Annotated in this window: 13 protein-coding genes; 10 read left to right on the top strand and 3 right to left on the bottom strand. The window is 65.9% G+C overall.

Annotation, left to right across the window (positions count from 1 at the left end):
- The first annotated feature begins 281 nt into the window (after positions 1-281).
- The gene (locus AB4Y34_RS35940) at positions 282-1,265 is read left to right on the top strand and encodes a L,D-transpeptidase (RefSeq protein ID WP_368718723.1); all 984 of its coding nucleotides are present in this window, start codon (positions 282-284) and stop codon (positions 1,263-1,265) included.
- 42 nt (positions 1,266-1,307) lie between these two features.
- Here AB4Y34_RS35940 and AB4Y34_RS35935 read toward each other — a convergent pair whose 3' ends face one another.
- Both AB4Y34_RS35935 and AB4Y34_RS35930 read right to left on the bottom strand, forming a co-directional pair.
- Positions 1,308-2,177, bottom strand: a complete 870-nt coding sequence (locus tag AB4Y34_RS35935) for a DMT family transporter (protein ID WP_368718722.1) — start codon at positions 2,175-2,177, stop codon at positions 1,308-1,310.
- Between the two features lie 86 nt (positions 2,178-2,263).
- A complete protein-coding gene (locus AB4Y34_RS35930) occupies positions 2,264-3,820 on the bottom strand; it encodes an ABC1 kinase family protein (protein ID WP_368718721.1) in 1,557 nt (518 codons plus the stop codon).
- Between the two features lie 255 nt (positions 3,821-4,075).
- Between AB4Y34_RS35930 and AB4Y34_RS35925 the strand changes: the two genes are divergently transcribed.
- The 9 genes from AB4Y34_RS35925 (at position 4,076) to AB4Y34_RS35885 (ending at position 13,582) form a co-directional block, all read left to right on the top strand.
- Positions 4,076-4,831, top strand: coding sequence for a DeoR/GlpR family DNA-binding transcription regulator (locus AB4Y34_RS35925; protein WP_176385188.1), 756 nt, complete (start codon positions 4,076-4,078; stop codon positions 4,829-4,831).
- 479 nt (positions 4,832-5,310) lie between these two features.
- Positions 5,311-6,402, top strand: a complete 1,092-nt coding sequence (gene phnS / locus AB4Y34_RS35920; RefSeq protein ID WP_176385190.1) for a 2-aminoethylphosphonate ABC transporter substrate-binding protein — start codon at positions 5,311-5,313, stop codon at positions 6,400-6,402.
- Positions 6,403-6,503: 101 nt separating this feature from the next.
- On the top strand, positions 6,504-7,619 hold the full coding sequence (gene phnT, locus AB4Y34_RS35915) for a 2-aminoethylphosphonate ABC transport system ATP-binding subunit PhnT (RefSeq protein ID WP_368718720.1): 1,116 nt from the start codon (positions 6,504-6,506) through the stop codon (positions 7,617-7,619).
- The gene (locus tag AB4Y34_RS35910) at positions 7,597-8,559 is read left to right on the top strand and encodes a 2-aminoethylphosphonate ABC transporter permease subunit (protein ID WP_368718719.1); all 963 of its coding nucleotides are present in this window, start codon (positions 7,597-7,599) and stop codon (positions 8,557-8,559) included. The genes phnT and AB4Y34_RS35910 overlap by 23 nt, the downstream gene beginning before the upstream one ends.
- The gene (gene phnV, locus AB4Y34_RS35905; RefSeq protein ID WP_176105646.1) at positions 8,549-9,412 is read left to right on the top strand and encodes a 2-aminoethylphosphonate ABC transport system, membrane component PhnV; all 864 of its coding nucleotides are present in this window, start codon (positions 8,549-8,551) and stop codon (positions 9,410-9,412) included. Before AB4Y34_RS35910 ends, phnV begins: the two co-directional genes overlap by 11 nt.
- Before the next feature lie 108 nt (positions 9,413-9,520).
- Entirely contained in the window at positions 9,521-10,264 is a 744-nt protein-coding gene (locus tag AB4Y34_RS35900) for a phosphonate utilization associated transcriptional regulator (protein ID WP_368718718.1), read from the top strand.
- Between the two features lie 25 nt (positions 10,265-10,289).
- Positions 10,290-11,570 (top strand): phosphonoacetate hydrolase, encoded by a 1,281-nt coding sequence (phnA, locus tag AB4Y34_RS35895; RefSeq protein WP_368718738.1) that lies wholly within the window; start codon positions 10,290-10,292, stop codon positions 11,568-11,570.
- On the top strand, positions 11,567-13,018 hold the full coding sequence (gene phnY, locus AB4Y34_RS35890) for a phosphonoacetaldehyde dehydrogenase (RefSeq protein WP_368718717.1): 1,452 nt from the start codon (positions 11,567-11,569) through the stop codon (positions 13,016-13,018). The genes phnA and phnY overlap by 4 nt, the downstream gene beginning before the upstream one ends.
- Positions 13,019-13,021: 3 nt before the next feature.
- Positions 13,022-13,582, top strand: a complete 561-nt coding sequence (locus tag AB4Y34_RS35885; RefSeq protein WP_368718716.1) for a phosphonate degradation HD-domain oxygenase — start codon at positions 13,022-13,024, stop codon at positions 13,580-13,582.
- Between the two features lie 161 nt (positions 13,583-13,743).
- Here AB4Y34_RS35885 and AB4Y34_RS35880 read toward each other — a convergent pair.
- Positions 13,744-14,060, bottom strand: a 317-nt coding sequence (locus tag AB4Y34_RS35880) for a hypothetical protein (protein WP_368718715.1), incomplete at its 5' end; no start/stop codon positions are given.

The raw sequence follows: 14,060 nt of genomic DNA, 5'->3' as shown, positions 1-14,060 counted from the left end.
GCTTTTGTGGCCTGATTTTCCGATGACCAGCTTAATTGCGAATTAATTGCATTTCACTGATATGTCGATTGCGGGGAAATAGTCAATCGTTTTTGAAGAGGTCGTAAGTTAGAGGGTATATTCATCGACACGCGTCAATTCGCTGCGTAACATCGCTCGTAGCGAACGCCACCGGGATCCGGCGTGTCAATCAATAATAATCATGTTTGTTTCAGGACGCGATGAGATACCCAGATCGGCGTGGCCAGCCTGGATTGAACCGCGTGAGGATTTGCGCGTGGATGTGCGCAATCGTCATATCGGCAGGTGCGGGCGCGATGGCGGCGCAGGTTCATGCAGCGGTGCCCGCTACCGCTCATTCGCCTGCATCCGCAACATCGGCGGCCCATACGGTGAATCCGACCACTTCGGCCAAAGCGTGGAATGGCGCGAGCCAATCATTGGGCACGATCGACGCCGCCACCGTCGCCGCGCCCGACGCGGCCGGCGTCGTCGATCCGCGCCGTGCGTTTCTGCTGCGCGACGTATTCGCGCAGGACGTGACGCGCCGGCTCAGACTGCCCGTCGCGGAGCAGCGTGCGTACGCCAACCGTCTGGAGACGGCGCTCGACGGGAACGAGCTTGGCAATCTGTCGGGCGAGTATGTGGTGCTCGTCGATCGCAATGCGAACGTGCAGGCGCTCCTGATTTACTTCCGCCCAGCGCCCGCCGACAACTGGCAGATGATCGGCGCATCGCCGGTATCCACCGGACGGCCTGGCGAGTACGACCACTTCATCACGCCGCTCGGCGTGTTTGAACATACGCCCGACAATATGGATTTCCGCTCCGAGGGCACGGAGAACGAAAATCACATTCGCGGTTATGGCCGGCGCGATATGCGCATCTTCGACCTCGGCTGGGCGCAGGGCGAACGCGGCTGGGGCAAGGGCGGCATGTCGCAGATGCGTTTCCAGATGCACGCGACCGACCCCGATCGGCTGGAACCGCTGCTCGGTATTCGCCATTCGAAGGGCTGCGTGCGGATTCCCGCGTCGCTGAACACGTTTCTCGATCACTACGGGATTCTCGACGCGGAATATCAGCAGCTCGTCGATTCCGGCCAGTCTTTGTGGGTGCTGAAAAGCGATCGGCAGATCATGCCGTGGGCGGGGCGTTTTATCGTCGTCGTCGATTCGCAGCGCAAGAGCCGGCCAGCTTGGTCGCCAGTGCCCGGCGCGGTCGCGCGCGCAAAAATGCCCGCGCACGCGGATACGGCCGACTGACGGACGCCCAGGTCTTGTCGCAATACCAGCGCGGGGCGCCCCTCACGACCTCGCCAACAACACGCCAGCCAGGGCGACCGCAAACCCGGCAATCTGCACGGGCAGCAGCGTCTCGCCGAACCCCAGATAGCCTTCGAGCGCGGCGAGCGGCGGCGCGAGAAACAACAGCGCGGTCGCGCGCGAAGCATCCCCGCGCCGGACCATCCAGACGAGCAACGTGACGCTGATGCCGGACAGCATCACGATGCCCCACGCGAGCGATGCCCACAGCGTTGGCGACGCGATCCAGCGATGCTCGCCGAGCGCGAGCGCCAGCACCCCCGCGACGACAGCCGCGCCGACGTTCTGCACCGCGCTCGCGCTGCGAATATCGGCCTTGGCGAGCGAGGTCTTCTGGAACAGCGTGCCCGCCGTGATCGCCCCCACCGCGACGATCGATATCAGCACGACCAACCACGCCGGCGCGTTGCCGTGCGTGGGCGGCGTCGCGGCCGCGAGCTTCGGCGCGAGCACCAGCACGACGCCGGCGAGGCCGACCGCCATGCCGCTCCAGCCGCGCCGCGACAAGCGCTCGCCGAACAGCGGCGCGGCAACGGCGGCCGTCGCGAGCGGCTGCAGCGCGCCGAGCAAAGCCATCACGCCCGCGCTGAGACCTTGCGCGACGGCCCAGTAGCCGGCGCCGAGATAGACCCCTTGCAGCAGTGCGCCGGCGCTCAGGTGCTTGCCCAGGTTGCGTCCGGTCGGCCAGGCCGAGCGCGCGACGAGCGCGGCCAGCGCGAAGATCAGCGCGGTGCCGCCGAAACGGGCCAGCAGAAACAGATTGGGATCGGCGTAAGGCGTGATCGCGCGGGCGACCACGAAACCGGTCGACCACAGCACGACGAACACGGCGGCAGCAAAGGTGGCGAGCATCGGGGCAGAGGGTGCGAAAAAGCCGCCATGTTGACCGCACGGGCGGCGCGCGTCTTGTTCAAAGCTGCACAATGCGCGCGGGACCGTCACCACGCGAGCAGCGTCATCCCCGCTCCGAGCGCGCCGCCACAGACCACGCACGCCCACAATAGCCAACGCGTGCGCCGGTATTCGCGCGCGAGATCCGCGAGCAGTTGCGCGTTCTGCTGCGGCGTACCCGCGCGATCGTGCTGCTGCAGATAGCGCACCGCCAGTTGCGGCACGCGCGGCAGCATATGCGCGAGATGCGGCAGTTCGTGTGACAGCCGCTTGAGCCAGCCGCGATGATCGAGATCGCGTCGCGCGATATCGGCAAGCACCCCGCGTGCGATGTTCCATGTATCGACGCCCGGATGCAGCGTCCGCGCGAGCATCTCCGCCTGCTGGAACGAGCGCTGCGCGGTCGCGAGCTGGCCCGACACCTGACCGTCGAACGGTTGCACGCCGTGCAGCAGATGATGAAACAGCGAACCCGCCGAGCGATCCTCGGGCGCCGCCGCGAAGTGCGCTTCAGCCCGCGTGCGCAGTTCGGCTTCGAGCATCTCGGGGCGTGTGTCGTCCGGCACGTGGCCGGCCTCGCGATGCATGTCGGCGAGCCGCCCGTAGTCCTGGTCGAACAACGCGGTCGCGCCGTGCACGAAGAACTCGCGCTCGCCGCTCGACAGCGTCGCCATGATCGAGAACTCGGCGAGCACGAGGCGCCCGAGTGTATCCGGCTCGATGCTGACGCGCACGCGGCGCGCATCGAGCGTCGCGTGGAAAAAGCCATGCTCGAAGGCCTGCTCGGTGACCACCTCGACGATATGCGCGGCGAGCGGCGCCAGCTTGATGCCGTGCGCGTGCAGGCCGGGCAGGTCGCTCGCGGGCAGCGTATTGATGCGCTGCATCGTCAGCGTGTGGTCGGTGCACAGCTCCCAGATCACGTCCGGCACGACGATGCGCTTGTCGCCGTCGAAATGATGGCCGGTCTGGCTCAGGTTCGCGGCTTCGGCGCGCAGGTCGAAGCGGCGCAGGATGTCGTCGGTGAAGGTTTGCGCGAGCGAGCGCAACTTCAGCCGGCGCGCGACGCGCGACAGCTTTTCGAGCCAGCGCGCGACCCAGCGCAACAGCGCGAGCTCATCGCCAATCTGTTGCAACTGCTGCGCGCGCACGAGCTTGACGGCGACCTCGTGGTGACCTTTGAGCGGCACCGCGAGCCGCGCGAAATGGGTCTGCTCGGCGAAGCCGCTGCGCACCGGCACGAGGTCGACCGCGCTGAACAGCTCGCCGAGCGGCCGGCCGAACGCGCGCGTCAAAGCCTGCGCGGAGTCGTCCGGCGACAGAGGTGCTTCCATGTGATCGATGGCGTCCAGCGCGTCATGCAGCGTGCCGCTCGCGAGCTCTGGGCGAGCGGCGAGCGTCTGCGCGAAGCGGCTCGCAAGCGGACCGAGCGCCGGCAGCAGGCCATGCAACTGCGCGCCGCTGCGCTCGGACGCATGCACGCGGCCGATCAGCTCGATCATCCAATGCAGCTTGTGGTCGGGCGGAGCGGCGAGCCAGATCAGGCGCGCGCCGTAACGCAGCGCATGGAACAGCAGCAGTAGACGGCGAAACAGTGGCGGCATCGGCGGTTCGGTTGACGGGCGAGGCGTTGTGCGGGACTCGGCCGGGCGGCGGCGTGGCGTTCGCCGTATGCCCGAAGAGTCCAGCCGTCAAGGTTAGCAGGTCGGCGCGGTGGCGGGCGGGTTCGCGCGCAAGGGGCGGCTCGTAGCAACCTTGGCGCGCGATGAGCGCGCCATGAGCGCAACCTGTGCGCCCGCGCCAACAACGCGCAATACGCGTAATACAATACGGCGGCCTTCCTCAATCACGGCGCACAGATGCTCGCAGAACAACGTCATCAATACATCCTCGCGCAAGTCGCAAAGAACGGCGCGCTGTCGGTCGCTGAACTGGTGCGCGAACTGAACGTATCGCGCGAAACGATCCGCCGCGACCTCAACGCACTGGCCGGCCGCGGCCTGCTCGTGACGACCCACGGCGGCGCGCTGTCGAGCGATCGGCGCGAGCCAGATCTCGATACGCGCGAAGCCGAGAATGCGGGCGCGAAGCGTGCGATCGGCGAGCGCGCGGCCGAGTTCGTGCCGGACGGCGCGTCGCTGATCATCGATTCGGGCAGTACCACGCAGGCGGTCGCGCGCGCGCTGCTCGACCGGCATCGGCTGACGGTCTACACGAACGACTGGCGCATCGCGCTGCTGCTCGGTCGACGCAACGACAATCGCGTGACGCTGCTCGGCGGCGAGCTGTCCGATATCGAGGACGCGACCTTCGGACTCGACACGGTCCACCAGATCGCGCAGTACCACGCCGATTTCGCGTTCATCGGCGCGGGCGGGATCTCCCCGGACGGCTATCTGACCGACTACAGCCGCATGGCGGCCGAAGTGCGCAGCCGCATGATCGCCGCGGCCGACCTGGTGGTGGTCGTCGCCGATCATTCGAAGTTCGGACGCGTTACGCCGGTGCGCATCAACGGTATTGAGTCGGCGCGGTATCTGGTCACCGAACTGGCGCCCGAGCGCGCGCTGGGCAAGGCGATCACCGCGCATGGTCTGGAGATTCTGATCGCGTGAGACGGCTCATTCGCTGAACGCCATTCCGCACCCGCCAAAATCTAACTCAAAAAAGCCGCGGGTTTCGCTCCAGATATTGGAACGGCCGGGGACAATACGCGCCGTCATTTTTGCCATGTACGATCCACACGGGATCGGCGCGCGGAGTTCCATTTTTGGGCGGCGCGACGAATTCCATCGGTTGGCTTGAATTGGCAATTTGTGTCTTTTTTTGGAATTCGGCAAAATCGTCACGGCCGTGTCATCGAAACCTGTGATTCTTCCCGTGCCCGCTCAGGCGCGGCAGGCAGCGCGGGTGTCGGAGGCGGGCTGTCAGTCAGGCTGGGCGAGAAGCGGCAAAGTTGTCGGCAATCTGCAATCCACGATAGACCGGCGCGGCAACCGCAGCGGGCAACGCCAAGCGGCGCGTGCCGCCGTTCAATCACTACAGGTATGGGTTATCCCGACCGTCTGGTTTTTAGCCTTTCGGAGAGAGCGACATGAAAAAGACGAATTCCCTTCACGCCGCGGCCGGTCTCGCGCGCAAACTGCTGCCGGTGCTGGTCGCCGCCGCAGCGTTCGGCGGTGCCGCGATGCAGGCTCATGCGGCCGACGCCGTCGTGCTGTACACGGCCGACGGCCTCGAAAATCTGTACAAGGATGTGCTGCCGGCCTTCGAAAAGAAGGAAGGCGTGAAGGTCAATATCGTCACGGCGGGCAGCGGCGAAGTCGTGAACCGCGCGACCATCGAGAAGGACCAGCCGAAGGCCGACGTGCTCGTCACGCTGCCGCCGTTCATCCAGCAGGCCGACCAGAACGGTCTGCTGCAGGCATACCAGAGCGCCAACTACAAGAACGTGCCGGCCATCGCGAAGGCGCCGAACGGCGCATGGGCGACCTTCGTGAACAACTACTTCTCGTTCGCGATCAACCCCGAAGTCACGAAAAATCAGCCGAAGACGTTCGCGGACCTGCTGCACCCGGACTTCACCGGCAAGGTCGCCTATTCCAATCCGGCGACCGCCGGCGACGGCATGGCGGTGATCATCCTGACCTCGTCGCTGATGGGCGAAGACCAGGCGTTCGACTATCTGAAGAAGCTCGAGCAGAGCGCCAAGTTCCACACCAAGGGCACGGGCTATCTCGACGTGCTGCTATCGCGTAACGAGATCGCGGTCGCCAACGGCGATCTGCAGATGGATCTCGACGACGCGGCCAACGGCGGCCTGTCTCTGAAGCCGGTGTTCCTCGCCGCTACGCCCGGCGGTCAGCCGACCACGTTCCAGCTGCCGTACGCGATCGGGCTGATCAAGAACGGTCCGAACCAGGACAAGGGCAAGAAGCTGATCGACTATCTGATGTCGACGGAAGTGCAGTCGAAGGTGCCGGACATCTTCGGCATTCCGGGTCGCAGCGACGTGCCGCTCGCCGGCAAGAACGGTGAAACGGTCAAGCAGGCGATCAGCGGCGTCAAGCTGATTCCGGTCGACTGGAATCACGTGATGGCGAAGAAGGCCGACTGGACCGCGCGCTGGAAGAGCGACGTGATCGGTTCGTCGGGCAAAGAGACCGAAGTGGTCAAGCCGAAGTAATTGACTCAGATAAGCAACGTTTGACGTTGTCGATTCAGGCGGCGCTTCGCAGCTACTGCGCGGCGCCGCATCAGCATTAATTCTGTTGGAGGACGACCCCGGTGAATACGGCCAGTCTCGCTCACCCCACCGCGCCTGGCGCTCCGCTGGATGCGCTCGACGCCGCGCGATTGGACGCGCCGGGCGCCGCCGCGCCGGGCGGCGTGCAGATCGATCACCTGACGGTGCGCTTCGGCGCGCGCACGGTGCTCGACGATCTGTCGTTGACCATCCAGCGCGGCGAGTTGCTCACCGTGCTCGGCCGCAGCGGCTGCGGCAAGACGACCTTGCTGCGCTTCATCGCGGGCTTCATCGAGGCCGACGGTCTGGCCGGCACACTGACGGTGGCCGGCCGCGATCTGACGCATGTGCCGCCGCACAAGCGCAACCTCGGACTGCTGTTCCAGAGCTACGCGCTGTTTCCGCATCTGACGGTATTCGAGAACGTCGCGTTCGGTTTGCGCGCACGGCGCATTCCGGCGCGCGACGTCGCGCGCCGCGTCGCCGAGGCGCTGAAGCTCGTGCAGCTCGGCGACGCCGGTCACGTGATGCCCGCGCAACTGTCGGGCGGCATGCAGCAGCGCGTCGCGCTCGCCCGCGCGCTCGTGATCGAACCTGACGTGCTGCTGCTCGACGAACCGTTGTCCGCGCTCGACGCCAATCTGCGCGCGTCGGTGCGTTCAGAACTGAAAGCGCTGCACGAGCGCCTGCCGAATCTCACGATCGTCTGCGTGACGCACGATCAGGACGACGCGCTCGTGCTGTCTGACCGCACGCTGCTGATGCGCGATGGCCACATCGCGCAGCTCGGCACGCCGCAGCAGCTGTACGACACGCCGGTCGACGGCTTCGTCGCGCGCTACCTCGGCGCGGCCAATCTGCTGCCGCCGCAGGTCGCGTTCAGCATGGACGACGCGCGCTACAACGAGCGCGAACGTGTCGCGTGTCTGCGTCCGGAGGCGCTGCGCATCGTGCCGCTCGGCGAGGGGCAGTTGCATGGCGCGATCGCGTCGGTCGAGTGGTATGGCGCGGCCTTGTCGGTATCGGTCGTGCTCGATGCGCTGCCGAACGATCCCGTGCTCGTCACGATGCAGCGCAGCCTCGGCATGACGCCGGAGAAGGGCGCGCGTGTTTCCCTGCGTTACGAGGCTGGCGATGTCGTCCTTATCAAGCCCTGATACGTCCAATCCGCTCGACCTTGCCGCGCAAGCCGAGCTCGAAGCCGCCGCCGCACGCCGTCTGGCGAGCGCCGCGGCGCATGCGGCCGCGGTGAAGCGGCGCGAGCGCCTCGCGCAATGGCATCTGCTGTTCATTGCGGTCGTGGTGCTCGGACCGCTCGTCATCTATCCGCTGGTGCGGCTCGTGATGCTGAGTCTGACCGGCGCGCACGGCCTGTCGGGCCACGCGTACGTGACGTTCTTCGGCAACCCCGAAACGCGCGGCGTGATCGGCACCACGCTCGGCATCCTGTTCGCGAGCGCGAGCCTGGCGTCGCTGCTCGGCGTGGCGCTCGCGTCGCTGCTGTTCTTCAAGCCGTTTCCGGGCGCGCGAATGGTCACGCGCTTCCTCGAGCTGTTCGTCGCGTTCCCGTCGTTTCTGGTCGCCTTCACGCTGATCTTTCTGTACGGCTCACAGGGCTCGGTCAGCATCGGGCTGCAGCGGCTGTTCAATCTGCAAGCGCCGCCGCTCAACTTTCTGTTCGGCATCGGCGGCGTGATTCTCGCGGAAGTGGTGTTCTATACGCCGTTCGTCGTGCGTCCGACGCTGGCATCGTTCGCGCTGCTCGACCGGCGGCTGATCGAAGCCGCGCGCAGCCTCGGCGCGAACGGCCTGATGGTCGCGTTCAAGGTGATCCTGCCGCTCGCGTGGCCGGGTATCGCAGCGGGCACGATCCTGTGTTTTCTGCTGACGTTGAACGAGTTCGGCATTCTGCTGGTGCTCGGCAGCGCCCATCTGATCACGCTGCCGGTCGCGATCTATAGCGCCGCGACCGTCGATCTCGATCTGCCGACCGCCGCCGCCGGCGCGGTCGTGATGCTGCTGATGTCGTTGTCGCTGTACGCGTTGTACCGGCGCGTCAATAGTCGCAAGGTGAAAGGAGCCGGTCATGGCCGTTGAACTCGATCCGACCGTGCTGCCGGTCATGCACAAGAAGGGCCGGCCCGTGCGGCACAGCCTCGTCGTGCGACTGCTCGGCGGTCTCTTTCTGGGTTTCGCCGCGCTGCTGTGCTTCTGGCTGTTCGTGCTGCCGGTGCTGGTCGTCGCGCTATCGAGCGTCGCGTCGCACTGGTCCGGCACGATCCTGCCCGACGGCTTCAGCATGCGCTGGTTCGAGCGCCTCGGTTCGAGCGACTTCGACGCGCTGACCACCAGCCTCGAAGTCGGCATGGGCGTCGCGGTGCTCGGCACGATCCTCGGTTTGTGGCTCGCGCTCGCGCTCGAAGGGCGCGACCGGCGCGGCCTCGGCGCTATCGTCGACACGATCGCGATGATGCCCAACGGCGTGCCGAGTGTGGTGCTCGGCCTCGCGGTGCTGATCGCGTATCACAAACGGCCGCTCGATCTGTCGAGCTCGGCGGCGATCGTCGTGTTCGTGCAGCTCGCGCTGGTGCTGCCGTTCTGCTATCGCTGCGCGGCCGCCGCGCTGCGCCCGGAGCTGACCGTGCTGCGCGAAGCGGCCGCGAGCCTCGGAGCGCCGCCGTCGATGGTGCTGCGCCGTGTCGTGTTGCCGCAACTGGTGCCGGCGATCCGCGCGAGTCTCGCGCTCGGTTTTGCGCTGTCGCTCGGCGAACTCGGTGCGACACTGACCGTGTATCCGCCGGGCTTCGCGACGGTGCCGATCGTCGTCGTCGGGCAGGTGGAGCGCGGCTATTACCTGCCGGCTTCCGCGCTGTCGCTGATTCTGCTGCTGGTCTCGCTGGTCGCGCTGCTGCTGATCGCGGCGCGTGCTCCGCGTCGCCGGATCGACTGACCGGGCTGACCCGGCTGATCGGCGGGCGGTTTCCTTGATCTGAAGCGCGCACGCCCAACGGCGGACATCCGATGCGATGTGGCGAAATTTGTCAAAGTGAACGAATATATGCACTCCTCTTCCGTCGATCCGATCGAGGTCGTGCGCCGCCATTCGCTGACGACGCTGGTGCGCGACGAGATCGAGCGGCATATCGTCGACGGCACACTGGCGCCGGGCGATAAGCTCAACGAAGCCGATTGGGCGGCGCGCTTGCAGGTGTCGCGCGGGCCGGTGCGCGAGGCGTTTCGCGCGCTGGAGCAGGCGGGGCTGGTGCGGACCGAGAAGAATCGCGGCGTGTTCGTGCGGACGGTGTCGCTCGCGGAAGCGGACGAGATTTACGCGGTGCGCGCGGTGCTCGAAGAGGCGGCGTGCCGGATGCTCGCGGCCAGCATCGATGCGGGCAAGCTCGCGGTGCTGCGCGATTGCGTCGATGCGATGCGCGCCGCGCTCGCGTCGCACGATCCCGATGCGTATGCGCGCGCGAACGTCGCGTTTCACGATGGGCTGGTCGCGGCGGCGGGTAACACGAAGTTGTACGACACGTATCGCAGGCTCGTCAGCGAGTTGAGCCTGTTTCGGCGAGCCGCGCTGGTCGTGCAAGGCGATGCGATGGCGCGCTCGCTCGCCGAGCACCGCGCAATTCTGACCGCGCTCGCATCACGCGATGCGGAGCAGGCCGCGCAATTGATGCGCGCGCATGTGCAGGGCGGCTTGCAGCGCGCCCATGCGGCGTGCGACGCGGCGGGTGATGCGGCGCACGAGCGGCGCATCCCGGCAACCGCGGGCGCGGCCGGCTCGCGCGGGCGATGAGGCCTTGGCAATGACGACCCCTGTAATGGAATATCACGCGATGACACACGCCGAGCAACGCACGATCGAAGTCAACGGCCGGAGCTATCGGCTGCCTTCGCAACCGACGGTCGTCGTTTGTGTCGACGGCTGCGAGTTCGAGTATCTGGAAGCGGCGGTCGCGGCCGGTGTCGCGCCTTTCATCGGCTCGATGCTCGAGGGCGGCGCGGCGTTTCGCGGCGACTGCGTGATCCCGTCGTTCACGAACCCAAACAACCTGTCGATCGTGACCGGCGTGCTGCCGTCCGTGCACGGCATCTGCGGCAACTACTTCTGGGACACCGACGCGAACAACGGCGCGGGCGCGGCGGTGATGATGAACGACCCCGCCTACCTGCGCGCGCCCACGCTGCTCGCGGCCGCCGCCGACGCGGGCGCCGCGGTCGCCGTCGTCACCGCGAAGGACAAACTGCGCGGACTGCTCGGCTGGCAGTTGAAGGGCATCTGCTTTTCGGCGGAGAAAGCCGACAAGGTGTCGGTCGAGGAAAACGGCATCGACGGTGTGCTCGGTCTGGTCGGTCTGCCGTTGCCGGACGTGTATAGCGCGGGATTGTCGGAATTCGTGTTCGCGGCCGGCGTGCGGCTCGCGCAGACGCGCAAGCTCGACCTGATGTATCTGTCGACGACCGACTATATCCAGCACAAATGGGCGCCCGGCACCGAAGGCGCGAACGCGTTCTACGCGATGATGGACGGCTATCTCGCGAAGCTCGACGCGCTCGGCTGGGTGATCGGCCTCACCGCCGACCACGGCATGAACGCGAAGCACGATCCGCGAACCGGCGAGCCGAACGTGATCTATCTGCAGGACTTGCTCGACGACTGGCTCGGCGCATCGACGACGCGCGTGATTCTGCCGATCACCGATCCGTACGTCGTGCATCATGGCGCGCTGGGTTCGTTCGCGACCGTCTATCTGCCGCGCGAGCTCGATGCCGCGTCGGTGATTGCGCGGATCGGCCGCCTGCCGGGAATCGAAGTCGTGCTCGACCGCAACGCAGCGTGCGCGCGCTTCGGGTTGCCCGAGGATCGCATCGGCGATCTGGTCGTGATCGGCACGAAGCATGTCGTGCTCGGCACGCGGCGCGACGAGCACGACCTGTCCGGCCTCACCGTGCCGCTGCGCTCGCATGGCGGGATTTCCGAGCAGGAAGTGCCGCTGCTGTTCAACCGGCGCGTTCGGCCAACGGCCAGTGGCAACGAAGGCAAGCGGCTGCGCAACTTCGATATCTTCGACGTCGCGCTCAATCGCGTGTCGACATCATGAACCCGGTGCTGCGGGACCATCCGGCGTTCCGCGTAGAAGCGCTGCGGCTGCGCGGCGAGCGCGCGACGCGCGCCCGCACGCTCGACGTATTCGATCCCTATACCGGCATGCGTGTCGGCACCGTGCCGCTCGCCAGCATCGACGATGTGCGCGCCGCACTCGACTATGCGCTCGCGTATCGGCCGACGCTGTCGCGCTACGAGCGTTCGCAGATTCTGGAGCGCACGGCGGTGCTGCTGCGCGAGCGCATCGAACAGGCGTCGGATCTGATCTCGCTGGAGTCGGGGCTGTCGAAGCAGGATTCGCGCTACGAGATCGGCCGCGTCGCCGACGTGTTCCGCTTTGCGTCATTCGAGGCGTTGCGCGACGACGGTCAGAGTTTCTCGTGCGATCTGACGCCGCATGGAAAAAAGCGTCGGGTGTTCTCGCAGCGCGAACCGCTCGCGGGCGTGATCGTCGCGATCACGCCGTTCAATCATCCGATGAACCAGGTTGCGCACAAGGTCGCGCCGGCCATCGCGACGAATAATCGCGTGGTGGTGAAGCCGTCGGAGAAGGTGCCGCTGTCGGCGCTTTATCTGGCCGATCTGCTGTATGAGGCGGGGCTGCCCGCGCCGATGCTGCAGGTGCTGACCGGCGATCCGCGCGAAATCGCCGAGGAGTTGATTACGCACGCGTCGGTCGAACTCGTTACGTTTACCGGCGGTGTCGCGATCGGCAAATACATCGCGGCGAAGGCCGGGTATCGGCGCGTCGTGCTGGAGCTGGGCGGCAACGACCCGCTGATCGTGCTCGACGACGCCGATCTCGAGCGTGCGGCGACGCTCGCGGTGCAAGGCTCGTACAAGAACTCGGGGCAGCGCTGCACGGCGGTCAAGCGGATGCTCGTGCAACAGCGCGTCGCGGCGGAGTTCACGGAGCGGGTCGTCGAGAAGACGCGCGCGTGGACGTTCGGTGATCCGTTCGATACGTCGAAGCAGATGGGCACCGTGATCGACGCCGCCGCCGCACAGCTGTTCGAGGCGCGCGTGAACGAGGCGGTGGCCGCGGGCGCGCGCCTGCGCATTGGCAACGAGCGCAGCGGCGCCCTGTATGCGCCGACCGTGCTCGACAACGTCGATCCGTCGATGACGCTCGTGCGCGAGGAAACCTTCGGGCCGGTGTCGCCGATCATCGCGTTCGACACGCTCGACGACGCGATCCGCATCAGCAACGGGACGCCGTTCGGGCTGTCGTCGGGCGTGTGTACGAACCGGCAGGACGCGATCACGCGTTTTATTAACGAGCTGCGCGTGGGGACCGTCAACGTGTGGGAAGTGCCGGGCTACCGGATCGAGCTGACGCCATTCGGCGGCATCAAGGATTCCGGGCTTGGTTACAAGGAAGGCGTTCAGGAAGCGATGAAGAGCTTTACCAATCTGAAGACGTTTTCATTACCTTGGGAGTGACCCGTGGCATTGAGTCTCGACGATATCCGTGTGCTTTTCGAGCTGCACGGCAGCCTCGCGTACAGCGGGGAGCCGGTGACGCAGCTCGAGCACGCGTTGCAGAGCGGCGCGCTGGCCGAGGCGGAAGGCGCGAGCGACGAACTGGTCGCCGCGGCGTTTTTGCACGACCTCGGACATCTGCTGAACCTGCAAGGGGAGACGCCGACGGAACGGGGTGTCGACGATCTGCATCAGTATTTCGCCTTGCCGTTTTTGCGACCGGTGTTGTCGGACGCGGTGCTGGAGCCGATTCGTCTGCACGTCGACGCAAAGCGCTGCCTGTGCGCGATCGACGCCACGTATTTCGGCCAGCTTTCCCCCGATTCGGTGCGAAGCTTGCAGTTGCAGGGCGGGATCTTTAGCAGGGAAGAGGCGCAGGCATTTACGCAGAAGCCGTACGCGGAAGACGCGATGCGTTTGCGCCGATGGGACGATCGCGCGAAAGAGAGGAATCGCGCGACGCCGGGGATCGACCGCTATTTGGCCGTCGTCGAACGGGCGATGCGCGCCCATGCAACTGCGTGAGTCGAGGTGTTTTTGGGGCGCGGCAGGTTGCACTTGGAGCGTCAAAATATCGCTTGCAAGTCGCTGGCGGCGACTAGAATTCCGCTCTTTCGTGCTCCGGACGCCGGGGCGCGGGGAAGCGGGAAGCCTTTGTTGGCGAGGGCTTCAGCGGCGTGGGCAGGTTAAGCAAGTGATAAAAACCTGTTGACGATCCGGTGAAAGTTCTCCATAATCTCGCTTCTCTGCTGCAGACGCAGCGACGCAAACGAAGCGGTGCCGGGTGGTGGTAGTTCCGGCGCTGCGGGTTGGGCGGATCGATCTTTAAAAACTAACAGCCGATAAGTGTGGGCGCTTGATGCGGAATGCGGCGGCGGATCCGTATGGATCTGCTGCAAGGCACAAGTATCAGAAGCCTCACACAGTATTAGAGGAAGGTTTATCTGTCGAAAGACGGATTGATCATCGTCAGTACGTTGAGTGAGCGACCGGGTTCGAAAGA

Source organism: Paraburkholderia sp. BR10954 (genome assembly GCF_040965775.1).
GTDB lineage: Bacteria > Pseudomonadota > Gammaproteobacteria > Burkholderiales > Burkholderiaceae > Paraburkholderia > Paraburkholderia youngii.
Note: the sequence above shows the minus strand (reverse complement) of the source record. Positions and strands in the feature narration are given on the sequence as shown.